Origin of the sequence: Psychromonas sp. MB-3u-54 (assembly GCF_002836415.1) — a bacterium.
Taxonomy (GTDB): domain Bacteria; phylum Pseudomonadota; class Gammaproteobacteria; order Enterobacterales; family Psychromonadaceae; genus Psychromonas.
In genome coordinates this window covers 1-25,954 of the sequence record NZ_PJBP01000096.1, presented here as the reverse complement: position 1 = coordinate 25,954, position 25,954 = coordinate 1, and the positions used below count along the sequence as shown (strand labels likewise).

Sequence of the window (25,954 nt, the reverse complement as noted above, 5' to 3'; positions counted from 1 at the left end):
GCGGTTTTTCATTGTTACGTTTTAACGATAAAATGCTTCAACAGTTCCTTTTCGCTTCATCAGAAGCGGTTTTTCATTGCTACATTTTAACGATAAAATGCTTCAACAGTTCCTTTTCGCTTCATCAGAAGCGGTTTTTCATTGCTACATTTTAACGATAAAATGCTTCAACAGTTCCTTTTCGCTTCATCAGAAGCGGTTGCCCGCGACGGTCCAACGCTTTGAGCGACGGAATTTTTACCCAACCTTCACTGATACAATATTCCTCGACATCGAAATGCTCTTTTCCGTTGAGCAGAATACCAATGCCACTCTCGCAAATTTCTGCCACATGATGTCGGCTGCGGGGATTAACCGAAAGGCGATCCGGTAAAGCTGGTAGCGATTTAGTATCGTTCATGTTCATGACCTGTAGTAAATAAAAAGTGCACTATTGTAGACAATATAGGCATAACGCTCAAGAGCTGCAGTCATAAATGTTAACCCCAGTGCCAGGATAGTAGAAAGTTTCCTGCCCTCAAATGTTTCTAAAAATACCACGCGTTGCGAATCACTCTTAAACAGTTTGTAAAACTGTATTGAAAAAGGGTGAACTAAACTTTAATACAGAAAAAAGGCCGCTGTTTTAGCTCTATTAAACAGCTTGTTGTGCTTATCCTAAAAGCATATATATTCGTTCACTTCGCACTTTTATAGCAGAGGGGAAAACTACATCGCGGCAAAATCCATTATAAATAAAACTAAGTTATTCATCGCGTTTTTGGCTGGCTTATTAGACTCGCCCCCTAGTATTAACTTTGCATACCCGTACCTATTACTATCAGTAATAGGTATTTTTAACACAATACATTGTCCACGGCGTACTATGCTTTAGATACGCTCCAAGCACGCCAATTCGCGAAGCATTAACCAACAACTTCACCTAATGCGAAGATCGGTAAATACATAGCCACAATCAAACCGCCGACTACTACCCCTAAAACCACCATGATCATCGGCTCTAACAGACTGGTTAAGGCATCAACGGCATCATCAACCTGCTGTTCATAGATATCAGCAACCTTACTTAACATACCATCCAAATTACCCGCTTCTTCACCGATCATCACCATCTGGGTTATCATATCGGGGAAAACAGTGGTGGTTTTCATGGCGATGTGCATCTGCATGCCCGCAATCACCTCCGCGCGCACATTGAGAATCGCACTGCGATAAATATAATTTCCGGAAGCGCCCGCAGCGGAAACTAGCCCATCAACCAGAGGAATGCCGGCAGAAAAGGTCGTAGAAAGGGTTCTTGCAAAACGTGCCACCGCCGCTTTATCTAAAATGGTACTGATCACCGGAATTTTAAGGATAAATTTATCGGTATTGTCACGCACTTTCTGCGAGCGGCGATGCGCCTTTTTAAACAGATAGATAGCAACCATTACCGCTCCGATTATTATATACCAGTAATGCTGTACAAAATCGGAAATGCCCAGTACAAACTGTGTAAAAGCCGGTAGCTCTGCGCCAAAACCTTCAAAAATATCTTTAAACTGCGGAATAACAAAAAGCAGTAAAAGCAGCGTAACCAGGCCGGCAACAATTAATACTGCTGCTGGATAAAACATCGCTTTTTTAATTTTTGATTTTAAAATTTCAGTTTTTTCTTTATAGATAGAAATACGGTCGTAAATCGAATCTAATGCGCCGGACTGCTCACCGGCATAAACAAGATCGCAGTATAAATCATCAAAATAAAGGGGGTGAGCACGCAGGGTTTGTGAAAGTGGTGTGCCCGTTGCCACCTCTTCAGAAATTGCGCTCATTAATTTTCGCGCTGCCGGTTTTTCGCTGCTTTTGGCGATTAATTGTAATCCCTGCACTAAAGGTACACCTGCTCCCAACATAGTGGCTATCTGGCGAGAAATAATCGCAATATCCATGGGTTTTATTTTATCACCGAAGGAGAAAAGTGCTTTGGATTTTTTCTGTATTTTAGTGACATTAATCTTCTGCTTGCGCAGTTCAACTTTAACTTCGGCAGAACTCTCAGCCTGCATCTCGCCTGATACTTTACCTCCCTTACGATTAAGGCCTTTCCATTTAAAAGTATCAATGACTGGTCCTTTATTTTTCTTTTTTACAGCCATAATTAATCTTCCTTAATGATTCTATCGGTCAGCAATTTTTGTTTTTCATAAGCTTCAAAATCTCATTTTAAAAATGAAAATAATAGCACATTATTCACATAAAGGCAGTGTCACCTTCGTCGCGTAATATGTTTAAAATGCAGCCTAAAATATAAAGAATCGCTATAGTAGTGCGGATTAATGTTTAGCACTACCTGAGTCTGTTGAATTGAGATTCCCGATTAAAAAATATCGGGAATGACAGCTTGGTTTTTTGAAATTGTGCAGGGTTTTTATAAAGGGAAAAGCAGTCATAGGATGAGAAAGATTAATGCCGACTGACTAAATTTAGGTTACACGGGTCACTTCCGTTAAACTGGTGATCCCCTTTAACACTTGCTGCAGTGCCGACTGACGCAGTGTGTCCATCCCTTCGTCTGCGGCCAGTTTAGCAATCTCAGGAGCATTACCGTTGTGTAAAATAAGGTGACTAATCGCCTCGCTCATCTGCATCACTTCGTAAATACCCACCCGGCCTTTATAACCCTCGGTACATTTTGTGCAACCGACGGGTTTATAGAGAGTGATACCTGCACCTATCTGGGTTTCTGAAAACCCGATGGTTTTTAATTCTGCCGTTTCAAAAAACTCTTCTATTTTACACTCTGGACATAAACGCCGCGCCAAACGCTGCGCGATAATCAGCGACACCGAAGAGGCGACATTAAACGCGGGCACCCCCATATTCAGTAAACGCGTTAAGGTTTCCGCAGCGGAGTTAGTATGCAGGGTAGACAGAACCATATGCCCGGTTTGCGCGGCTTTGATCGCAATTTCAGCGGTTTCTAAATCACGAATTTCACCGACCATCAAAATATCGGGATCTTGACGCAGAAAAGAGCGCAATGCAGAGGCAAAGGTTAATCCCGCTTTGGTATTGATCTGCACCTGGTTAATACCGGATAAATTAATTTCTACCGGATCCTCTGCTGTAGAGATATTACGCTCCACGGTGTTAAGAATATTTAATCCGCTATACAGGGAAACAGTTTTACCACTGCCGGTCGGGCCAGTGATTAAAATCATTCCCTGAGGTTTCGCCAGAGCATTAAGATAGTTTTCTTTCTGCTTATCATTGTAGCCTAAACCGTCGATATTCAGGTTGGCTCCCGAGGAGTCCAGAATACGCATCACCACCTTTTCGCCCCACATGGTAGGCAGGGTACTGACGCGCAGATCCACACTGCGTTTATTGGATATTTTAAGCTTAATACGCCCATCCTGCGGCAAACGACGTTCGGCAATATCCAGTTTTGACATAACCTTGAGACGCGCTGAAAAACGGTTGGCCAGATTCACCGGCGGCGTAGCCACTTGATGTAAAATACCGTCAACACGAAAGCGGATACGATAGATTTTTTCATAGGGTTCAAAATGCAGATCCGATGCGCCTTTACGCACCGCATCCAATAAAACGCCGTTAATATATTTAACAATAGGCGCGTCATCGGCGCCCTTACCCTGTGCCTCATCCAGACGCGAATCAGTATCATCAATCTCAACATCCTCAATATTGGACATATCACCCAGAGAAGTAACATCATCTTCCAATACAGTTTCAATGGCTTTAGTAAGGTATTTTTCTTCTACTAGCAGAGCATCGGTATGGATGGAAAAGCTGAAGGCAAAATCTTCAAGCGCCGCAATATTGGTGGGGTCGGACATGGCGATATACAGGGTTTTATCCTGCACATAAACCGGCAGGGCATGATATTTTTCTATCAGCTTGTGATTCAGAAATTTTTCCGGTATTTCATCCAGATTAAGGGTAGTTGAATCTAATAAAGGAAGACCATATTCCGTTTCGAAGAACTCTGCCAGCGTCAGGCTGTCGATAAAGCCTTGTTCGACCAAATAACTTACCAGAGATTTATTATCCTTCAGTGCCGCGCTGGTAATCTCCTGGAGTTTATCCAAGGGGAGTAAACCGCGAGCGGCCAAGCTCGATGCCAGGCCACTGATATTATTGATTGCCATTAAGTATTAACAAATAGTCGTGAGGGGAAAAATACCAGCCTAAACAATAATAATGCGACCATTTCCACTTTTTTTTGGGTAGCTGTTGAAATTTTAAGAGTAGTTCCAGTGATAATTAAAGCCCATGACCTTAGTTCACTATAGATATCAGTTGCACTAACTAACTCTGACAGACTATTACAAAACCCTACAGTCGCCTTTTGTGCATAACAAACTTCGACTGCAGATTTTATCGCACTGCTTGCGAAAAAAACGTCTGAAAATTTAGCTTTGTAAGTTTTATAACTCAGCAACGCCAGAGCTGGCAGAATACCGGTAACGATTAACAGCGTGGTTAATGTAAACCCCTGTTGACCTTTTTTCATGGTATCTTCCTTTATGTTAAGGTTGATTTATTTAAACTTTTGTTCTTTTTATCATTAACACAAAGGATTAATTGAAAAAAGTGAACATTCTCAATCGAAAAATTGTAACAACGATCAGTTAGTAGGGTGATAATAATGCTAATTGGACCTTGTGACAACTAAATTATAGCTGATCTACCAGAAAATCATTGCCTGCATTTATAAATAAACATCACTTATTGAAGGTAAAATCGACAAACACTAAGTCATTTTTAAATCAAACCAACATGATAACTGATGCATTATTAGCGATAACAGTAGTCCATAGGAAAGTTGTTCACTACTCAATTCTGGCAAAGTAAGCGAAAATCACAATCAATGAGTTTCTTCAGCCTATATTTGATAATTTATCCATCTCATCGAGACGAAAACGAGCATCCTCCAATACCTTTACTAAGCACTAGTGCCTTTGGACTTAAATAAGCCTATTCATTTTTATAATGAAGTGTGCGTGGTGATTTTGTGTAACAAACTTAAAGGTACGAGCACAGAGGGCAGCGCTATGCAGAGTAAAGACTCCTATATCAGTCCGCGCACATAATATAATTATCCCAGCCCTTTCTATTGAAGAGAATGATCAAATCAGGTCATGAACATATAATACAAACTTAAGTCCGAAGACACTAGCAGGGTATAGAATTAGATCAAAATCTTTAAGGACGTAACGTTGGCGGGATTAGATATGACGATAGCCCGATGCTGCATATAAACCGGCAGATTAGTTTGTAGTGACGGCAGTTAAATCTGAGAGAGACCGTTTGTTGCTAATTAAGTACTGCTGTACCAAACGGCCAGGCTGGACGCCGGGCCACTGACACTATCGAGGTGACTTTAGCTGTTAACAAACACCAGCGGCAGCACAAGTCCCCCCGGCCACCCAAGTAACACGCCCATTAGCATATGTTGGCGTTAAAGTATAAGTATAACTACCAACTGCTGCTGTCCCTGTTGCAGTGATAACAGCCGTCGCGGCTGTTATTCCCAGGCTAGCCACTACTCCATAAGCAACAAAAGCTGGCATTCCTACCTTAAGTACAGTATCACAGGCAGCAACAGATCCTTCCGTTTGTGCACAGGTTTCAATAGCCGTTTTATACCCGGCTGTCGCCAAAACCACTTCGGTGAATTTTGCTTTTTGCGTATAAGTATTATAAGCCGGCAAGGCCACGGCTGCCAGTATACCGATAATCGCGATAACGATTAACAGCTCAATTAATGTAAAACCCTGTTGACTTTTTTTCATAGTGTTTTCCTTCATAGTCATAGTTAACGTCTTCAAGAAAAATTTGTAACAACGACCATTTAGCAGGTTGATGCTCATGCTAATCAAGCCTTGTAACAACTAAATTATAGTAGATGTTCAAGATTATGAGTGTCTATATTTATCCATCCCATCCAAACACGGTTAAGCATCATCGGCCTTGATATTGGACATAGCATCCAGAGAACTAAGAGAAGCTTTTTTATCTTATGCTGCATATAAATCGGCAAGGCATATCTTTCAACTAGTTTGTAATGCAGGGATTAAGGATGCTTGGAATATAATAGAGGAAGACCCTATTTTTTTCACAGAACTGCAGGCTGCAGGTTTAGTGATATTCGCGCAGATGCTGATCAGGATTTTATATTGAAAACTGGCTGCTTAACTGCTGAAGTTTATCAAAGGGGGAGTAAAAGAAGCGTGGCCAGGCTGAAAGCCTGACCACTGATATTATAGGTTGGTATGATGCCTCCTAACTACAAGTAGGAATTACATCACCACAATTACTAATAGTACTGCTAATATCCCAAGTAATCTTACTTGCATCAGCAAGGTTTGGAGCATATTTAACCGTTTCCTTATTACCTTTATAAAGAACATTGACAAGAATCTCACCATTTACTACAGATTCAACACCTCCTTGAACACCACTCACAGCAGCGACAGGTATTCCTTCATTGCCAGTAGTAGCATCAGCATCACAGTTAGCTAGAGCACCATTTGTATTATAACAAATCGCAACACTCGATTTGTATACAGTAACACCAGAAGTATCTGCTGTTACTTGTGCTTTAGACATATAATCTGAATAAACCGGTAGCGCTACGGCTGCCAGAACAGCGATAATCGCGATTACAATTAACAGCTCGATTAATGTAAAACCCTGTTGAATTTTTTTCATCGTATCTTCCTTAATAGTTAAGACTGGTTTATTTTAAACTTTTATCTTTTTATCTTTAACTTAAAATATGCAACGGTTAAAAATTAAAAAGTTAACACTCTCAAGCGAAAAACGTCATAACGCAGGAGTGTCACTTGATAATAGTGCGGATATATATTGGCGCCCAAAAAACCACACTTTAATCAATAAAATGTGATTAATAACACATAGTTAGCGATAAAATAAGCCAAAGAGAGCTTGCGCAGTGCTTAATTCAGACAAAGTAGGGGAAAATAACAGTCAATAAGCGGTTTAATGATGATTTATCAGACACCACTGAACTTGATATCGGATACTTTTAATACCTGTGCGGAGTGCTTGCGCTTTAACCAGCAAGTATAGAGTGCATGAAAAAGCTCAAGGGAAAATTTTCAAGGTCGCAATATTAGTGAGGCCGGCTATGTCCCAATTAACTGTGTCTGTGATAATAATAGGCTGTTTTCATTAGGATTATTGTTAGATTCAAAAAACCTAAACCAACTTAAATAATTATCTAAATATTTTGTGGCAACACCATTAAATCGATTCATCCATCCATGAAGTCGACCGTGGTAGGCATTAACGTTTTGAATATGAAATACTTTTTCAATAACACGAATACCTTTGGTTAAATTAACCGCTTTATGACCCAGACCTAATTTCTTAGTTAATACTCTATATGATCGAAAGCCGTCGCTACAAATAACTGAATCCTTATCAATATGTTTGTTTAATAACTGCTAGAAAGCTTCTCCTGTCGAACTATCTAAACATTTATCAAACGTATTATCTTGCCTATCTCGAGCAACAATAACAGCCACCCAATCCCCTTTAGCACGCCCTCTACCCGCTTTATCTCCACCTCGATTGTGTTTTGTATGGGATAATTTTCTGCTTCCCTTTTCTGAGTACCTAAAGAGGGTTTCATCCATTTCAATTATTCCGGATAAATGAGTATTATCTTGAATATTTAGTAGCTTGAGGAATTTATGTCGCCATAGAAAAGCAGTATTTTTGGTGATTTCACAAGAAGCTGCACTACGCCTTACGGTCAAACTATTAAGCATACAGGAGAAATAGTTTAACCACTTTTCAGGATTTCTTAGTCGATAAAAAGGTGTATTGAATGTAGACATAAAGCTTTTTGAACATGCTTTACAGAGATAGCGTTGACGATTATTTATTTTACCGTTTCGTTTAATGCTTGGAGAGTGACAATGTGGGCAAGTAGATGCGCTATCTTGATGCCCAGTTAATACATCAAGGCAACTTTGGCCTGATACTTGACCATTTAACAGCTTGACTAATAAATGGTCAAGTATCAAGCGATAGTTCACTGACCATTAATTCAAGTTGTTCAAATGAATTATTCATAATAACCTCACTTAACGAACTGGATATAATTACAGTGTAGCATCAGTTAACTAAGACATAGCCAGTGAGGCCGAACATGGCGGTTTTAGGCGGCAGCTTAGTTTGTGAGACAGGGATTGTTTAAAGATTAAGGGCGATTGAATTTAAGAGAGGAAGTTTCGCAGAACTGCAGACTACAGATAAGGGCTGTTCGAGCAAAGCTTGATTTTTTAGCTGGTGAATACTGGAGTTTACCAAAAGAGAATAATACCATTATTATGGTGGCATAAAAAAAGCTCTATCAGATAGAGCTTAATAATATCATTCAATAATTGCTAAATTTTAAAAGCACAATTTTTAAACGCAATACCATTGGTTGTACAAGTCCAAATAATTACTTTAGGGTCTGTTGCTATATCCGACGTTAATGTAACTTTAACACCATCTACTGTTGTAGCATAAGTCGTGGACGGATCTGTTCCGTTTATTACATATTCGGTTTCAGCCGTAAGTTTGTCACCCGCCAATTCAGAAAGCGCAGCGGAGCCATTTGCTTTTGATATATAGTCAGAATAAGCTGGCAACGCAACAGCTGCCAAAATACCAATGATCGCGATAACGATTAACAACTCGATTAATGTGAAACCTTGTTGTGCTTTTTTCATGTATTGATTATTTTTCATGGGATTTTCCTATAATAATTAAGCCTGAGCTATTTAGCTTTTATCTTTTTCTTCTTAACTTTTTACTTACGTTAATGAAAAAAAATCAAAAAAAGTTAACATCCTCAAGCAAAAGACTTAACAGCCAAAGGAGTGCCAAGGTATAGTAATGGTAACTCAGTTTTTACACAAGAAAATAACAAACTCTTGATATAATTCAGATATAATTGACTTATGCTTTATTAAAACACCTGTGAGCTGCGAACTCGCAACCTGACTCTCATACACAAGTTTTTCTTGACTTGTTAACCTCCTGTGATCTAATTATTTCTTTTGATTAGGTTATACGTATGTTGAATGAGAATCCTGAAGCTTGGGCAAAATTTATCTTTAGCAAAGCTAAATTAGGCGATCCTAGACGAACTAAAAGAGTGGTTCAGGTTGCCACTGGGCTTAGTTACAAACATTCTGTACGCAAGGAATTGGGGGCCGTTAATTCAGCCTCAAAGCAGAGCAGCAGCCCTGTGGGGAGAACTTTATATGTTCACTCTACATTGATGCTTGACGCGAACTCGGAGCAGGTATTGAGATTAGCATACCAAAATTACTTTTATAGAAAAAAAGGTTCAAGGAAAATCTCATCAATTACAGTGTCGCGCTCGGTGTTTTTCAAGAGAGTTGTCGCCTAAAATTTAAATTTATGCCACCTTGTTTTCTTTAGTCTCTGATTTACTCTTTTCTGGATTAAGATTCACTTCATTAATATAATCCCAATTTCTCGTCTTACCAGACCAGCGTTCTGGATGGGCTGATTTCGCTTTTTGGTAAACATTCTTCCTATTGATTAATATCGCTACATCTTCGCCTGCATGGCGCTGAGCCGGCGTGACAAATTTAATGCCACTGTGCAAGTGTTCTTTGTTATACCACCCTACAATATTCTGGTCTAATTGAACTGGACACTTTAATTTTGGATAATACAATTGACTATCGAGGTGAACATGAATAAAAAACGTCAATACAAAACTTATACGAGTGAATTTAAAACAGAAGCATTAGCGTTAATCAGTGAGCAAGGTTATAGCGTTCAGGAGGCAGCTTCTGCTTTAGGTATCACAACTAGCCTGCTTTATAGCTGGAAACAAAAAGCCGAAGAGCATGCCTATTCAACGGTGAATTCTGATGAACGGACTGAGTTATTATCCTTGCGAAAAGAAGTTAAACAGCTTCTTATGGAGAAAGAAATACTAAAAAAGGCCAGCGCCTTCTTCGCAAAAGAAATGAAGTAAAGTTTCGATATATTCGAGCATGTCGCTCTAAATGTCCAATAAAACTACTTTGTAATGTACTACAAGTGAGTCGTAGTGTATTTTATGATTGGCTTGAACGGCCAGCTAAAATAATTAGTGAAGAAGCGCTGAATATGTACCGTACGGCGCGTCAGCTATTTAAATGTAGTCGTGAGAGTTTAGGCTCTCACCCGTTGTGCAAGAACTTGAGACGAGCGGGTTTTAATGTGGGCCGTTACCGTACGCGCAGCATCATGCGTAACCTGAAACTTGTGGTGACCCAACGCCAGGCATATAAAGTAACAACAAAGTGTCATACCAAAAGAACTAAAAAGGTGATCACCCTTGCTGGTTAAAATCATCCCTAACTGCGTTGTGAGTTTTGAAGTGAGAACAACTATCTCCTGCAACTCTCGCCTTGTTAGTGTTAATTTTTCCTTCGCAATACTTGATCACTTCATTAATTCCTTTGGTATAAGCATAGTGATAGCGTTGCTGATAACGTATTAAACCAGCAGTTCAATCCCACACAGGCAAACGTAGTTTGGGCGGGTGATGTACCGTATTTGAGAACCAATCAAGGCTGGATGTATTTAGGGATTGTCATAGACTTATACTCCCGCAGAGTTGTCGGCTGGTCTATCTCGAAACGTATGACGGTTGATTTAGTTGAACGCGCATTACAAATGGCGATTAACATCAGGCAACCTAAGCTGGATTAATGTTCCATAGTGATAGAGGCTCTCAATATACTAGCGGACGATTTAGTCGATTGCTGAATAAGTATAAAATAACGGCCTCAATGAGCAGTGTCGGTGCTTGTTTAGATAACGCTGTTGTAGAACTATTTTTTGGCAGTTTAAAGAATGAATGGTTATTAAATGTTGTGCATTTAACACCTAAAATGATGAAGATGAATGTTGAAGAATATATCCGTTATTACAACCATGAACGACTTCATACAACACTCGGCGATCTAACACCGATTAACTATGAAAATTTACAAAGTCAGGTGTCCAGTTGGACTTGACCAGAATACTTTGGAACGGCTGGTTAAAGCTAACAAACTTGGTTGAAGCTGTAGAAATCGCAAAAGAATTAGACATGGGAGAATAATCTCCCATTCCAAATAATTAATGGTCTGTCAAGAAATACTTGTGATCAAGAGACAGACTCGCAACTCTTAGCTCGAAGCTCCTAAAACATCGCCTTATTAACCCATAAGTGAACCATAATACTGGCCGCATAACCCAGAGCAATCACCGGCGTCCATTTAAGGTGGGCACCAAAGGTATAAATACCGCGCGCCTGCCCCATTAATGCGACACCTGCTGCACTGCCTATAGAGAGCAGACTGCCGCCTACACCCGCGGTTAAGGTCACCAGTAACCACTGCCCGTGACTCATATCGGGCTCCATGCTTAATACCGCAAACATCACCGGAATATTATCGACCACAGCCGATAAAACACCTATGGTCACGTTAGCAGAGGTGGTATCCCAATTAGTATACATCGCTTCTGAAACCAAGCCCAGATAACCGATAAAACCCAATCCGCCCACACAAATGACGACACCGTAGAAAAACAGCAGGGTATCCCACTCCGCTTTGGCGACTTTATTAAAGATATCAAAGGGCGCACCATCACCTAAACCGCGCAGGCGTTCATGCTCAAGTTCATCTTTGTTGCTGTGGATAGCATTCGCATAATAGCTTTTATGAGTTCTACGCAGGAAGAAAGCGAAAAACTGCAAAAGACCTAAACCGCTCATCATGCCCAATACCGGCGGCATTCCCAAGAATGAATGCCCTAACACCGCAAGCGCTATGGTCACTAGAAACAAGCCAACAATACGCAGTCCGCCGCGTTTAGTGACGATGACTTCACCATCTCCCTTAGCAACTTCATTGGAGATAAAAAAGCTCATAATAAAAGCCGGCACTAAAAAGTTAACAGCAGAGGGTAAAAACAGGGCAAAGAATTCACCGAAATTCACCATGCCTTTCTGCCAGACCATCAGGGTGGTGATATCCCCAAAGGGACTGAAGGCGCCACCCGCATTTGCGGCAACAACGATGTTGATACAGGCAAGGGCAATAAATTTAGTGTTTGAACCGCCCACTTTCATCACAATGGCACACATCAGCAGCGCGGTGGTGAGGTTATCGGCAATAGGGGAGATAAAGAAAGCCAATATACCGGTTAACCAGAAAATCAGACGCAGGGTAAAACCTTTATTAACCATCCAGGCGCGCAATGCATCAAATAATTGCCGCTCTTCCATTGCATTGATGTAGGTCATGGCGACCAGCAGAAAGAAAAACAGTTCCGCATATTCTAACAGGTTATGACGGAAAGCCGCTTCTGCCTGATGGGGCATGCCGTGCTGCATATAATAATAACCGATCATCGCCCAGATAATGCCCGCAGCCACCAAAACAGGTTTAGATTTACGCATATGAAGCAGATCTTCAAGCATCACCACAACATAAGCGATTGTAAAACAGAAAACCGCGGCATAGCCAATAAAATGGGAGGTTAAATCGATGTTTTCACCCGTGCTGGCAAATAAAGAGGGAGAAAAGAAGATCGCCAGCAGTGTTAAAAACACAGCTAACGGATTGGATTTTTGTAGCATTGTCTTAATCCTTAAAAAATGAGTTATTTTACTAGAATCTTGTTGATAACCCGACCCTTTTGAGGCTGTTCAGGGTCGCGTTTGCGGGTGAAATTTTGCGCGATGTTAGCATATAAAAATTTTCAACAGTAGCAAGCAAAGCTCAATAATTGATCAAGAACCAGAAAATAAAGCTATCGGCTATCGGCTATCAGCTTCGAGCTGACGGCTAACAACAGACAGCTGACGACTGACGGCTGACGGCTGACAACTATTATTTTATTTGGCTGTCCTTGCTTATTGCATCCTTCAATAAATCTGCAACATAACCCGGGGAATGGGTTGTGACACAAATTAAACGGTACATCGCAGGGATAATAATCAGGGTGACTAAAGTGGCAAATGCCATGCCAAAGAAAACCACGGTGCCGACTGCGATCCGGCTTTCTGATCCGGCACCCGTTGATAAAATTAAGGGTACAGATCCCGCCAGTGTGGTAAAGGCTGTCATTAATATAGGGCGGAGGCGGCGCGCGGAGGCATCAATAATAGCCTGTTCAAAGGCAATACCGCGATCCCGCAGCTGATTAGCAAATTCGACAATTAGAATACCGTTTTTAGTGACCATGCCGATCAGCATAATCATTCCGATTTGACTGTAAACATTGAGTCCCTGATCCATGAAGTACAAGCCTAAGAAACCGCCCAACACCCCCATCGGTACGGTGAACATCACCACCAGCGGATTGATAAAACTTTCAAACTGCGCGGCAAGCACCAGATAAGCAACTAACAATGCTAGTGCAAAAACCAGCAAAATACTGCTTTTATTCTCTTTATAATCCTTTGATTCTCCGCTGTAGGAGATAGAAATATCACTGGGTATTAAGCTTATCGCTTTTGCATCTAAAAAATCTAAGGCCTCGCCCAGCGTGTGACCCGCAGCGAGATCACCGCTCAGGGTAATCGATTTTTGTTTATTATAATGGGAAAGGCGACTTGCTGAGGCAATTTCCTCGACTGTGCTGATAGTATCCAGGCTGAGTAAATCTCCCTTGGCGCTGCGCATGTAGATTTGACTGAGGTCGCTGGCATTATTGAAACTTTTTTCGTCACCGCGCAGATAAACATCATACTCTTCACCGCGATCGATGTAAGTTGTCGCACTGCGTCCACCAAGCATAATTTCTAAGGTCTCAGCGACCTCGGTGACACTGATCCCAAGTTCTGCCGCCATCTTTTTGTCCAGACTGACCAGCAGCTCCGGAGTTTTTTGTGAGTAATCAAGATCGGCTCCGACTATAATAGAGCTTAGATCTGCTTGTTGTTGTAATAGCTCTGCCCATTTTTGCAGCTCCTGATAATCGGAACCGCCCAGTACAAACTGCACGGCACTGCTTGAGCGACCTCTAAAACCGGGCAGCATTGCACGCACAGTCACATCCGGAATATCTTTTAAAGCGTTATTGACTAAGGCAAGTGCCTGTTGCGCGGTTTTATTACGCGCCTGCCAATCTTCCAAAATCAGGATCACAAAACCGGTCTGATCCCCGGCATTGCCGCCGAATGCAGGGGCTTGGGTGCTAAAAGATTTAATCACGCCTTTGCCCAGCAGCGGCAGAAGTCGCGCTTCCACAATATCCATATTGGCTGTCATACGGTTATAGCTGGTTCCCTCCGCCCCTTTTACAAAGGCAAAAAGAACCCCGCGATCCTCCCGTGGCGTGAGTTGTGAGGGCACCTGTTGAAACAGAAAAAAGCTCCCGCCGACACAGACCAGAATCACAAAGGGGGCCGCGAACCTTAACTGCATGGCGGCCAATACTATTTTGCGATAGCGCGCTTCCAGATGTTGAAACAGAGACTCGGTCATTTGATTAAAACGATTCTGTTTTATTTGCGAGGTTAATATTTTACTGGCCAGAACCGGGGTCAGGGTTAACGCTATAATTGAGGAGAAAATCACCGCCATCGCGAGCAAAACTGAGAATTCGGTAAATAATAACCCCACCATACCGCCCATAAATGAAATCGGTAAAAAGACCATCACTAATACTAAAGTCGTTGCCACCACCGCAAATCCGACTTCTCGAGTGCCTTTAAAGGCTGCTAATAAAGGGGTTTCTCCTTTTTCGATATGGTGGAAAATATTCTCCACTACTACTATCGCGTCATCAACCACCAAACCAATGGCTAAGATCAGTGCCATCAGGGTAATTAAGTTGATCGAAAAGCCAAAATAATAAGCGGCTATAAATGAGGAAATCAATGAGACAGGGACGGTAATAGCGGGGATCAGTGTTGCCCGTATTTGGCCGATAAAAATATAGAGCACCAAAATAACCAGCGCGGCGGTAATAAACAGGGTGCTATAAACTTCTCTTATGGAGCGGTCGACAAACACAGTGGCATCATAATCGACAGCTAAACTGGCCCCTGCAGGTAAAAACGCTTGAATATTATTAACCTCCCGATAGACCGTCTGAGCAACTGTTAAGGGATTAATATCGGACTGAGGAATAATCCCCAAACTGAGATTGACAATACCGTTATTTTTAAAGGAAGAGCTTTCATTCTCAGCACCGATATAAACCTGTGCGACTTCTTTTAAATAAACAGGTGAACCATCTAATGCGGTGCGCACCACCAGGTAGTCAAAATCCTGCGGCTGCTGATACAAACGCGCCGTACGGACGGACATCACAGTGGTATCATTACGCACTTCACCGGCCGGGCTTTCCATATTCTCACGCTTAAGCGCGTCGACAATGTCACTGCTGATAACGCTCCGTCCGGCCATCAGAACAGGATCCAGCTTGACGTACATCACCTGATTTAAACCACCGGAAAATGTTATCGAACTCACGCCGCTAATCAGGCTAAAACGATCTTCTAATACACGTCTGGCATAATCCGTTAACTGCGTTCTGTCCATTTGTGTGGAACTGAGATTGACATACATAGCAGCTTCACCGCTACCGTTATTTTTAGAGACGATCGGATCAGTGGCTTGATCTGGCAGGAAACGTTTTGCTTTATCGACCGCATCACGCACATCACTGACCCCTTCGGTGAGGTTCCAGCCTAACGCAAAGGTGATCGAGATACGCGACATGCCGTTACGCGTTACCGAACGGAGATCTTCAATGCCGCTGATACCGGTAATCTGGTTTTCAATTACCGAGGTCACCTGGCTTTCCATAATCGCGGCCGCCGCCCCCTCATAACGGGTCATCACAGTCACAACAGGGCTTTCGACATCGGGCATTTCCCGGACGGAAAGTTTATTAAAAGAGAGCGTTCCAAAAACACAGAGTAATAAACTTAATACAATAGCTACAACGGGACGTTTAACCGCCGTATCGGAAAGCCACATTATTTAATTTCCTTAATATTCGAGCGGGTCTCTATTTTATCGAAGCCAAAAACACAACGTAATAAACTTAATATAATCGCAACCGCAGGACGCGGACGTTTCACCGCATTTTTAACCTCAGTATAGGAAAGCTACATTATTGGCTCTCCTTAATATTCGAGCGGGTCTCTATTTTATCGAAGCCAAAAACACAACATAATAAACTTAATATAATCGCAACCCAGGACGCGGACGTTTAAGCGCATTTTTAACCTCAGTATAGGAAAGCTACATTATTGGCTCTCCTTAATATTCGAGCGGGTCTCTATTTTATCGAAGCCAAAAACACAACGTAATAAACTTAATATAATCGCAACCGCAGGACGCGGACGTTTCACCGCATTTTTAACCTCAGTATAGGAAAGCTACATTATTGGCTCTCCTTAATATTCGAGCGGGTCTCTATTTTATCGAAGCCAAAAACACAACATAATAAACTTAATATAATCGCAACCCAGGACGCGGACGTTTAACCGCATTTTTAACCTCAGTATAGGAAAGCTACATTATTGGCTCTCCTTAATATTCGAGCGGGTCCCTATTTTATCGAAGCCAAAAACACAACGTAATAAACTTAATATAATCGCAACCCAGGACGCCGACGTTTCACCGCATTTTTAACCTCAGTATAGGAAAGCCACATTATTGGCTTTCCTTCATTTTTGTGGGGCTTTCATCGACTTTTTCTGTCCCGGAAAGATCTTTTACTTTTAAGCCGTCACGCATATTGACTAAACCCTGCACCACAATTTTATCACCAATCTCGACGCCCTTTTCAATCAACACCTGGTTTTTAATACGTGCCCCTAAAAGCACTTCCTGACGATTTGCCCTGCCCTGTTCATTAACGAGATAAACATAACGTTTCGTGCCTGAATACTCTAAGGCCTGCACCGGAATAACCGGGGCATTGATGGCGGGAAAAACCATTTCAGCTGCCATCATCATGCCCGGTTTTAATTTATTATCTGGATTATTAAATAATACCCGTACACGCAGATTAAGGGTATCGGGGTTAATACGAGAATCCTCTGCAATAAGCTCGCCGTTAAATACAGTCTCCGGCCAGGCGCGGTTAGTCGCAGTCACTAGCATTCCAGTGCTGATCATTGCTAAATAACGCTCCGGTACCTGCAGATCCAGCGTCATTCGGGCAAGATTATCAAGGGTCAGCAGCTCACTGCCCGTGGCCACCATCTTACCGAGACTAAAATCAATCAGCCCGATAGTGCCGCTAAAAGGTGCGCTTAAAGCGTGGCGATCCACTTCCGCTTGAGCAGCCTTTAAACGTGCTCGCGCAATATCGACGGCGGCGATCTGTCCCTCTACTGCAGTCTGAGTAATCGCATTGCTTTTTACTAATTTTGTAAATTCGCGCAATTTACGCTGTTCATCAAAAAAATAAGCCTGCGCTTCCAGCATCGCTGCCTGTGCTTTGGTATCGTCCAACTGGAATAATAGCTGCCCGGTTTGTACCTGCTGGTTAGCCTGAACATCAATAGATTTTACTTTACCACTAACTTCAGTGGCTATATTCACAAACTGCTCCGACTGCAACTTGCCAATTAAAGAGAGTGACTGTGCTACTGGATGGTAGGCCACGCTCTGTGTATAAACAGAAACATCGGGCTGTGCGGATAACAGTGAGTGATAACTTGTAGCAATAATGGTGAGAGTGATTAATATTGCGCGCAGAATCTGTTTGTTCATTACTTTTATGATCCCTTAACTGTTTTGGCTAGTTTGCCAGAAAGTTTTATTATTATGACTACGGAGATAATTGCCAAGTTTTTTTACCATCTAGCTGTAATAATATAATGAGTATAAAGACTAATAATGGAAGAAACAGGGAGAAAAATAATTAATACTCACTTTTTTTAACAGTTCAAAACCAGCAATCAGATCAAATAGCTCCTCGTCTATACTATTTTGCCGTAACAGATGAAAACGTCCGGTCATGACTTCGACCAGCTCATTAATGGTTTTTTCCGCGCGTAACATGGTTGATAATCGGCTGGCATTTTCGCTGGCCAGAGATTCGACGCAGGCGCGGTAAAGTGAAACAAAAAGGTATTCATGAATAAACGCCAGCAAGGTTTCTTCGCTGGCATTAATCACTTCAGGTAAGCTATTGGAGGGCCAGGTAATAGATTTTAAATCCTTTTGCCAAATATCATCAAGTGGCAGCAGGCGCTGGCTAAAGGGCTGGTAAACAGTCTTCGATACAGGCTGATTATGAAAAACAATCACCTCGGAAATACGGCTCTCGGCACGGAGACTCTCCATTCTTAATAACATTTCCCCTACTAGGGGAGGAATTGCATTAATTGATTTAGGTAAAATAAATCCGGTGGCGAGATTTAATGTGCTTGCAGATAATCGTGATTGCAGACGTTCACCAATGCAGTAAACGATTTTTTGCTCCGGGCGTTTGCTCAGAGTAGTCAGCACAAAATCTGCTAACAGATCATTAAATTGCCCGACTAGCCCCTGATCTGAACCGAATACCAGAACGCCAATACAGGCTTTGCGGGGCTGCAGATTCAGCGCGGGCTGATACTGATGAAAGCAGGTGAAAAGTCCTAATTGTACGGTGCGGTAATAATCATTAAGCGCTTCAACCGCATTTTCATATTGCCCGGCATTAGCAGCGGCGATAGCTTTCATTGAACGGACCACCGAATGTAAATCGCGGGCACTGTTAATTTTGCGTTTTAGTATGTCACTGCTGTCTCTACTGTCGCTCATAATGACTTTTCCCACTGTTATTTATGACCGCTATTAATTATTAACCGTCTAGGCAACATTTTCATATTGATCGACATTAGCAGCGGCGATAGCTTTCATTGAACGGACCACCGAATGTAAATCGCGGGCACTGTTAATTTTGCGTTTTAGTATGTCACTGCTGTCTCTACTGTCTCTACTGTCTCTACTGTCGCTCATAATTACTCTTTCCGCCGTTATCTATGATTAGTTACTCGGTTATTCCATTGTCCTCATCGGGAGGCGACTGAAAAGGGACTAAACTAAGACGTGCTATCTCAATAATGCTGTTACGATCGGCATCGCTTAATATTTTGGCGCTGTTAAAGCGGATCAGAAAATCTTTGGGCAGCCCGGTTGTCGCCTGACATAAGGCCTGCTCTGCCGCTCTCATTTTTAAAAGTGGTACTGCATCAAAAAGTTTCTCGGTTAACGCGATTAACACAGTAATTTGTGCCAGAACAGTCACGGGAGATGACTGCGGCTGCTTAAGGCAGGCACGAATACGGCGTCCGTTGGTGATGATATCCTCTGAATTTTGATCTAACCGTGCGCCAAAGCGGGCAAATGTTTCCAGCTCTTCAAATTGTGCATAGGTTAATTTAAGATTAGCAGCAACCGCGCGGTACATTGACCGCTGGGCTTTGCCGCCAACACGAGAGACAGATCGACCGACATCAACAGCGGGTAAGATGCCTAATTCGAACAGCGTTGGGGACAGATAAATTTGCCCGTCGGTAATAGAGATAAGGTTAGTGGGGATATAAGCGGCAATATTTTGCGCTTCTGTCTCCATAATCGGCAGAGCGGTGAGAGATCCGCCCTTGTGTCTCTCTTTTAAGCAGGTCGCACGTTCTAACAAACGTGAATGAATATAGAAAATATCACCGGGAAATGCCTCCCGTCCCGGCGGCCTACGCAGCAGTAATGACAACTCGCGATAAGCCCGGGCATGCTGGGTCAAATCATCATAAACAATTAGAACATCCCGCCCTTGTTCCATAAAATACTCCGCAATACTAGTCGCAGCATAAGGCGCAATATAAGCGAAACCGGGAGGAGCATTGCCTTCACTGACCATCACCATAGTGTAATCCATTGCACCTTTAGCTTTTAAGATGGCAATGGTTTTCGCCACCGCCGAAGCACGCTGGCCAATAGCACAATAAACACAAAGCACATTTTGATCATGCTGGTTAAGAATAGTGTCGATCGCAACGGTGGTTTTACCTGTCTGGCGATCCCCTAAAATAAGTTCACGCTGGCCCCGACCAATCGGAATCAACGCGTCGATCACTTTTAATCCCGTTTGTAGCGGCACGGTAACGGCTGCCCTGTCCATAATATGAGCAGCCGGCCGTTCAACGGGTAACCTCTGGCTGCTTTCGATCGGCCCTTGATCATCAAGAGGACGCCCGAGCGGATCAATAACCCTCCCCAATAATCCCAACCCGACGGCCACGTCCATTACACGCCCGGTTCGTTCAACCTCATCACCGCTCTGTAACTGCCAGTAATCACCTAATAATACGACCCCAATGCTGTCTTGATCGACATTAAAAGCGATCCCATAAATATCACCGGGAAATTTAAGTACTTCCTCAGAGGCGACATTTGCAAGTCCGGATACCTGCGCAATACCAAATGAGACACTGCTGATGATGCCAATTTCGCGCGCTTTTAACTGCAGTCGAAAAGTTGTGCGGCTAGACGCTAACGCCGTAAAGGTATGAGCGACTACCCGTTGTAAATCAGTCATTAGGGCTGTTTTTCCGTAAACTGTGCGGCTAAAGAGGCCGCCCCTGCCGGCAACGAATCATCACTGCAGCTTTGACGGTTTATAGCATGTTGTGCGGACTGCTCTACTATTTGCTGAAAATGTTGTTCCAGCGAATCAATATATTGGAGAATACTCCAGGCTAACTTCTGACCATTAATGTTCAGTTCGATACCACTGATAATATCGGGAGTCGTTTCGAAATCGATATTTATCTCGGTTGCAAAAAATTCATTAAGAGTGTCATTTAAACGTTTCTGAAGATCCGGCTGCAACGCAAAGGTAGTGCGTACTCGAACCGGTTTTTGATGCGCTTCGATCGCACTGGAAAAGGCCGCTTTTGTTTGTTGATCAATATCACAGAGACGTTTCAGAAAGACTTTTAGAATCTGCTCTTCAAGCGTACTCTCAGCAAGATCATTTAAGACTTGCCGCGTGATAGCAAAGACCTCCTGCTGCGTTTTTTGGGTCAGCTCAACGCTTAAACTCTGCTGCTGTTTTTGAAAAGTAGCCTGTTGCTGTAAGCAGAGCTCCGCAGCAACCTGCCTTGCCTTTTCCAGCAGGCGCAGGGCTTCTTGATTCGCAGCTGTTGTTGCCGTTTGCAAAAGCCTGTCACTTTGCTTTTCAAGCTGGTTATTTTTATGTAAAAACAGATTCCGCTCCTGTTGCGCCTGTTTTTCTTTATCTGCAGCATCACTCAAGGTTGTTGCTATACCCGCCTCACGCGCATCAATCGCATCAAGAATAGGACGATATAAAAAACGTTTTAACAGCCAGACCAAAACCAGAAAATTAATGGCCTGTGCTAGGACGGTAAACCAATCAATTGACATTGTTTATTTTCCGGCTGCTTGGGTAACAGCAAAATCCCAAAATGGATTGGCAAATAACATGATCATCGATACTACAAAACAATAAATGGCAATCGATTCAATCATGGCTAATCCGACAAACAGGGTGCGGGTAATAGTAGTGGATGCATCGGGTTGCTGTGCTAGTGAGGTCATTGCCGCAACGATAGCCCTGCCTTCCGCAATCGCGGGGCCAATAGTACCCAAGGCAGTCGTGATGCCCGCAACAATGAGCGAGGTAATTGCAATATAGGTCATACTATCCATGGTCTAACTCCCTCTTTTATATAGGAAATGACAATATCATTAATTAGCTGCTCTATTCAGGCGCAGGAAAATGGGTGGACTTAGTATAAATATAGTCACTTTTTTTTCCGCCTGCCTGCATCGGTTGCAGCCGCAATGTACACAGTCGCAAGGGTAAAAAAAATATACGCCTGCACCATACCGGTCAATAAACCGAGTAAAGTTAAAACGATCGGAAAGAGCAAGGGCGTAATCGCCAGCAGTATGCCCATAATCAGCGTACCACTCATCATATTGCCAAATAGACGTACCGCCAATGCGATGGTGCGGGTAACTTCACCAATAATATTAAACGGCAGCATAATAAAATTTGGCTCCAGATAAGACTTCAGATATCTGCCAACACCCTGGCGCAAAACACCATATAAAGGGACGGCAACAAACACACAGAGCGCCAATGCCACTGTTGTTGATAATGAGCCGGTGGGCGGTTCATAAAAAGGAATAATAGTGCTCAAACTTGCCACTGCAACAAATAAAAACAGCGTCCCCAGAAAACCGATGTAGTCTCTCGGGTGGTCCAATCCAACCTCTTTTAATTGCCCTTCTATGGTAGTTACAATCACTTCGAGTAAGTTCTGCAGCCGGGATCGCGCCCCCACCTTTGACAGCCTGCGGGTAATTAACATTGAACTTGCCACCATTAACAACATCAAAAACCAGGTGGAGACCATAGTGGCATTAATTTTAGCAAATCCCATCTGCCAAAAGATTATTTCATCCGGACTAAGGTGCATGAGCGGACTCTTGCTGCACGGCACGCTTGGTCGAATAACGGGTGATAATCAAGACAATAATACGTGCAAGGGTAAAACCTAACATGCAGACAAGTAATCTTGACCATTGCCCGCCGGTTATCCAGTAAATAGCGAATAATGTCAGGGTGCTGCGCAGCACAAAGCTACTGAGGAACCAGATCACCGGATGCTTGGATTTTGCACCCTGGCGTACTGTCCACCATAAGCCGGCAAAGAAAAATACACCTAATACTGCCCCGTAAAATAGCGCCGGTATTAAACCCTGTAGCTGCTCATAAGCTATGTTACTGACTATTTTATTCATCTTGATGCTCCTGATCATCACGCATCGCCTGCTGCTCTTTATCAACCCAATACCACGCGTTAAAGCAACCTAGTATTAACCCTGCAACTAACAGGGCCAGGGTCCAGGAGCGCGGCCCTGAAGAGTGGCTGTCTAACCATAAACCCAGTGCCAGCCCCAATAAAGTAGGGACAACAACGGACCAGCCGATCAGGCCCATCATGCCCAGGCCAAACCACATTCCCGGGGTTGGGTTACGCCGCGCGTGCATTTTACGCGTAGTTTTAAGGCCAACTAAATCAACAAAATCTTCTTTTTTTTCAGGTTCAACCATTTTTTTAGCTTTGTCTCCGGAAGCCATTTTTTGCGTTGATTTCTTATCACTTTTAACATTCATATGCAGTGCCTATCTAAGCGATTTACTGATGCTGAAAATGACCTAATTGGCGCAAAAATCCAGTCTCTAATTTCACCATAGTCGCCTGCAACCATTTCTCGTGTTCATCTACGACCAGAAACTCTTTTTTGACCAAAGCATGGAGTCGACTGAGATCTGCCTCGCCGATAGCACGTCGTACCGAGACCAAAACATTAAATCCAGTTTTAACCAGAATTCCCTGATCCACCGCAATAAAAACTTCCGTTTGATTTTTACATTGGTAACAGAAAATGCCCGCTGTTAATGCGGCAGAGCAATCCAGACGATTGGGCAAGATACCAAACGAACCCTGCTTTGTTTCGGCCACGATACGTACCACATCTAATTTTTCAGCGAAGGTGGTATAGGGTAATAAAATTTTAAGTTGGATCTGTGCTGCTGCCATTATTTTTGTCCTCCTGTTGCTGTTTTATCTTGATGGCTTTGACCTCATCCACTGCGCCTATCATATACAAGGCACTTTCCGGGTAGTCTGCGAATTCATCCGCCAGGATCCGCTCGCAGCCATCGAGGGCATCATCTAAACTGACTAATTTCCCTTCCATTGTCGAAAACTGTTCAGTGCTAAAAAAAGGTTGGGTAAAAAAACGCGCCAGGCGTCGCGCACGCCCCACCAGTTTGCGATCGTCAACATTCAACTGCTCCAGACCGAGCATCGCAATAATATCTTTAAGGTCATCATATTTAGCCAGTGTACGACGGACCTCCTGCGCGAGATTATAATGGCGTTCGCCAATGATCCCTGCGGTGGCCATTTTGGAACTGGATTGCAAAGGGTCAATCGCAGGATAGAGGCCTTCACTGGCGCATTGCCGCGACAGCACAATAGAAGCAGACAAGTGCGAAAAAGTATGTACGGCCGCAGGATCGGTAAAATCATCGGCCGGAACATAAACAGCTTGGATGGAGGTGATCGCACCATCCTCGGTATTAGCGATACGCTCTTCAAGACTGGAAAGCTCTGAGCCCATAGTTGGTTGATAACCTAAACGTGAAGGCATCTGCCCCATCAAACCGGAGATCTCAGCACCGGCCTGAATAAAACGGAAAATATTATCGATCAGCAACAGCACATCGCGGCTTTCATCGTCGCGGAAATATTCAGCCATGGTTAATGCCGCATGACCAACGCGAAAACGAGCTCCAGGAGGTTCATTCATCTGCCCGAAGATCATGACCATATTAGGTAATACACCCGCTTCTTTCATTTCCCGGTAGAGCTCTTCACCCTCGCGCGAGCGTTCACCAATACCGCAAAAAATACTGATGCCGTTGTGATGGCTTACCATGTTATGAATCATCTCGGTCAATAATACGGTTTTACCTACTCCTGCTCCGCCAAACAACCCTGCTTTTCCACCACGTTCCAGCGGCACTAAAACATCAATAACTTTGATACCCGTGACAAAAATTTCCGATTGAGTAGAGCGCTGCGAAAGCTTGGGAGGGGCGCGATGCACAGATCGCCACTGCACATTATTTAAAAGCGGCCCGTTATCTATGGTATTGCCAAAAACATCAAACATGCGTGCAATGATCGCCTTACCTACGGGTGTAGTTAACGGTCCTCCACTGTCTTCAACACCCATACCACGGGCTAAACCTTGAGTGGGTGTTAATGCAATCCCGCGCACCACGGTTGCATCACGTTGTGCAAGTACCTCAATAACAATAAAAATTCCAACAACACGTAATAAACTATGAATGGGCGGCAAAGATTCATTAAACCTGACATCCACCACACTGCCTCGTACCGAAACGACAATACCGATATTAGTGGCATGTGCCTGTTTGCAATCTTTGAACATTTTTCTTACCCGTTAGTCGTTTAAAATAAGTACATTTATTAACAATCGCGAAAGGAGCAGCATTCATGATTAAAATAATAGGTCTGTTATGAGTATAAATCCATGTGTTAAATAAGGCAGTGAAGCTCTATTCCCCTGCTGTTTTTTCATTTGTCGCCAGCGATTACAGGTTCACGGATAAAATGATCAGGGCAGGCAAAAGGAGGAATATATTATAGTTGCTTATTGATAGCCCGAAGATTTCAATGAAATCAATATGTAGTGATTAGCTATCACTAAGCCGCACCTATTACTTGATACAAAAAACAGCATCATCTTAACCAACAACTAAATCAATAGTTCAAATTGTTCATCTATGATGATTGTTTGAAAACGTTGTAGCCGTTGATACCATTAAGAAATCCGTAAAATATTAGCAGCAGTTAAAATAACAATAATTCGCTCGATATCTTCAACGTGATTATTAGGGAAGGGAATAAATTAAAGATTAGAATGTTTGCAGGTATCTGCAGCACTTTTCACACAGACACCTTCAAACCTATTGTTATCACGCTTTCACTTATCCCACATATAACGCTGGTGCTGCATTAAGTGCTGCATCATCATCTGCTGCATGGGCACGTATTGATCCATCATATACTGCCGCTGCTTCATTTGCTCCGCTGTGAGTTTGAAGTATTGGTCTCCCATATGCGGCCATCCCCTCACCTTGCCGGGTCCTATTGTAGGGCCCTGCATACAGCAGACTATTCCGCCATAGGGGCCCCATATATCATGCATCAACTGCATATTGTCTTGCATTGTGGCCCAGTGTTCCTGAAGCAGCTTTTGTCGTTCCTGCGGATCTTGGGTTTGGCGGATCTTATCCATCTGTTCCTGCATCTTCTTCA

At 42.9% G+C, this 25,954-nt stretch carries 21 protein-coding genes and 5 pseudogenes; 3 read left to right on the top strand and 23 right to left on the bottom strand.

The features are described 5' to 3' along the window. Positions 1–151 precede the first annotated feature (151 nt). From CXF72_RS03560 to CXF72_RS19980, 8 genes and pseudogenes are all read right to left on the bottom strand, one after another. Complete coding sequence (locus CXF72_RS03560) at positions 152–400, bottom strand: DUF3297 family protein (protein ID WP_101036905.1); 249 nt, start codon at positions 398–400, stop codon at positions 152–154. A 505-nt stretch (positions 401–905) separates the two neighbouring features. Beyond that, positions 906–2,138, bottom strand: a complete 1,233-nt coding sequence (locus CXF72_RS03555) for a type II secretion system F family protein (protein WP_101036904.1) — start codon at positions 2,136–2,138, stop codon at positions 906–908. A gap of 327 nt (positions 2,139–2,465) precedes the next feature. Further along, positions 2,466–4,154, bottom strand: coding sequence for a type IV-A pilus assembly ATPase PilB (pilB, locus tag CXF72_RS03550; protein ID WP_101036903.1), 1,689 nt, complete (start codon positions 4,152–4,154; stop codon positions 2,466–2,468). Continuing rightward, positions 4,154–4,519, bottom strand: coding sequence for a pilin (locus tag CXF72_RS03545; RefSeq protein ID WP_101036902.1), 366 nt, complete (start codon positions 4,517–4,519; stop codon positions 4,154–4,156). Before CXF72_RS03545 ends, pilB begins: the two co-directional genes overlap by 1 nt. 877 nt (positions 4,520–5,396) lie before the next feature. Then, a complete protein-coding gene (gene tapA / locus CXF72_RS03540; RefSeq protein ID WP_101036901.1) occupies positions 5,397–5,801 on the bottom strand; it encodes a type IVa pilus major pilin TapA in 405 nt (134 codons plus the stop codon). A 490-nt stretch (positions 5,802–6,291) separates the two neighbouring features. Then, a complete protein-coding gene (locus CXF72_RS19985) occupies positions 6,292–6,720 on the bottom strand; it encodes a pilin (RefSeq protein ID WP_101036899.1) in 429 nt (142 codons plus the stop codon). A 437-nt stretch (positions 6,721–7,157) separates the two neighbouring features. After that, positions 7,158–8,063: pseudogene (locus tag CXF72_RS19740) on the bottom strand (IS1595 family transposase). A 363-nt stretch (positions 8,064–8,426) separates the two neighbouring features. Further along, positions 8,427–8,774: a pilin gene (locus CXF72_RS19980; protein WP_269801148.1), complete on the bottom strand. Its 348-nt coding sequence runs from the start codon at positions 8,772–8,774 to the stop codon at positions 8,427–8,429. 329 nt (positions 8,775–9,103) lie between these two features. Here CXF72_RS19980 and CXF72_RS20185 point away from each other — a divergent pair, with 329 nt between their 5' ends. Beyond that, the gene (locus CXF72_RS20185) at positions 9,104–9,442 is read left to right on the top strand and encodes a transposase DNA-binding-containing protein (protein WP_101036896.1); all 339 of its coding nucleotides are present in this window, start codon (positions 9,104–9,106) and stop codon (positions 9,440–9,442) included. Positions 9,443–9,451: 9 nt separating this feature from the next. On the opposite strand, the pseudogene CXF72_RS03505 reads toward CXF72_RS20185, so the two are convergent. After that, positions 9,452–9,685, bottom strand: a pseudogene (locus CXF72_RS03505) (IS3-like element ISPpr7 family transposase); the annotation flags it as partial. 69 nt (positions 9,686–9,754) lie between these two features. On the opposite strand from CXF72_RS03505, the pseudogene CXF72_RS03500 reads away from it, so the two are divergent. Together CXF72_RS03500 and CXF72_RS20180 are read left to right on the top strand one after the other, a co-directional pair. Next, a pseudogene (locus CXF72_RS03500) lies at positions 9,755–10,399 on the top strand (transposase); the annotation flags it as partial. 119 nt (positions 10,400–10,518) lie between these two features. Next, positions 10,519–11,072: pseudogene (locus CXF72_RS20180) on the top strand (IS3 family transposase); the annotation flags it as partial. Positions 11,073–11,239: 167 nt separating this feature from the next. Here CXF72_RS20180 and nhaD read toward each other — a convergent pair. The 14 genes and pseudogenes from nhaD to CXF72_RS03425 all read right to left on the bottom strand — a co-directional run. After that, a complete protein-coding gene (gene nhaD, locus CXF72_RS03485) occupies positions 11,240–12,682 on the bottom strand; it encodes a sodium:proton antiporter NhaD (protein WP_101036892.1) in 1,443 nt (480 codons plus the stop codon). Between the two features lie 253 nt (positions 12,683–12,935). Further along, positions 12,936–16,037, bottom strand: coding sequence for a multidrug efflux RND transporter permease subunit (locus CXF72_RS03480; protein ID WP_101036891.1), 3,102 nt, complete (start codon positions 16,035–16,037; stop codon positions 12,936–12,938). A gap of 681 nt (positions 16,038–16,718) precedes the next feature. Next, positions 16,719–17,786, bottom strand: a complete 1,068-nt coding sequence (locus CXF72_RS03475; RefSeq protein ID WP_101036890.1) for an efflux RND transporter periplasmic adaptor subunit — start codon at positions 17,784–17,786, stop codon at positions 16,719–16,721. Positions 17,787–17,906: 120 nt separating this feature from the next. Further along, positions 17,907–18,824, bottom strand: a complete 918-nt coding sequence (locus tag CXF72_RS03470) for a F0F1 ATP synthase subunit gamma (protein WP_101036889.1) — start codon at positions 18,822–18,824, stop codon at positions 17,907–17,909. 48 nt (positions 18,825–18,872) lie between these two features. After that, on the bottom strand, positions 18,873–19,022 hold the full coding sequence (locus tag CXF72_RS19240; RefSeq protein ID WP_157823177.1) for a hypothetical protein: 150 nt from the start codon (positions 19,020–19,022) through the stop codon (positions 18,873–18,875). A gap of 31 nt (positions 19,023–19,053) precedes the next feature. Then, positions 19,054–20,601, bottom strand: coding sequence for an alternate F1F0 ATPase, F1 subunit alpha (locus CXF72_RS03465; RefSeq protein WP_101036888.1), 1,548 nt, complete (start codon positions 20,599–20,601; stop codon positions 19,054–19,056). Beyond that, positions 20,601–21,452, bottom strand: coding sequence for a F0F1 ATP synthase subunit B family protein (locus CXF72_RS03460; RefSeq protein WP_101036887.1), 852 nt, complete (start codon positions 21,450–21,452; stop codon positions 20,601–20,603). The genes CXF72_RS03465 and CXF72_RS03460 overlap by 1 nt, the downstream gene beginning before the upstream one ends. Positions 21,453–21,455: 3 nt before the next feature. After that, a complete protein-coding gene (locus tag CXF72_RS03455; protein ID WP_101036886.1) occupies positions 21,456–21,737 on the bottom strand; it encodes a F0F1 ATP synthase subunit C in 282 nt (93 codons plus the stop codon). A gap of 95 nt (positions 21,738–21,832) precedes the next feature. Continuing rightward, entirely contained in the window at positions 21,833–22,513 is a 681-nt protein-coding gene (locus tag CXF72_RS03450) for a F0F1 ATP synthase subunit A (RefSeq protein ID WP_101036885.1), read from the bottom strand. Then, complete coding sequence (locus CXF72_RS03445) at positions 22,503–22,838, bottom strand: ATP synthase subunit I (protein ID WP_101036884.1); 336 nt, start codon at positions 22,836–22,838, stop codon at positions 22,503–22,505. Before CXF72_RS03445 ends, CXF72_RS03450 begins: the two co-directional genes overlap by 11 nt. Continuing rightward, on the bottom strand, positions 22,831–23,214 hold the full coding sequence (locus CXF72_RS03440; RefSeq protein ID WP_101036883.1) for an AtpZ/AtpI family protein: 384 nt from the start codon (positions 23,212–23,214) through the stop codon (positions 22,831–22,833). The genes CXF72_RS03445 and CXF72_RS03440 overlap by 8 nt, the downstream gene beginning before the upstream one ends. Positions 23,215–23,236: 22 nt before the next feature. Further along, positions 23,237–23,641 carry a F0F1 ATP synthase subunit epsilon gene (locus tag CXF72_RS03435; RefSeq protein WP_101036882.1) on the bottom strand — a complete coding sequence of 135 codons (405 nt, stop codon included), beginning with the start codon at positions 23,639–23,641 and terminating at the stop codon, positions 23,237–23,239. Further along, on the bottom strand, positions 23,616–25,064 hold the full coding sequence (gene atpD, locus CXF72_RS03430) for a F0F1 ATP synthase subunit beta (RefSeq protein WP_101036881.1): 1,449 nt from the start codon (positions 25,062–25,064) through the stop codon (positions 23,616–23,618). Before atpD ends, CXF72_RS03435 begins: the two co-directional genes overlap by 26 nt. Positions 25,065–25,619: 555 nt before the next feature. Continuing rightward, a pseudogene (locus tag CXF72_RS03425) lies at positions 25,620–25,954 on the bottom strand (hypothetical protein); the annotation flags it as partial.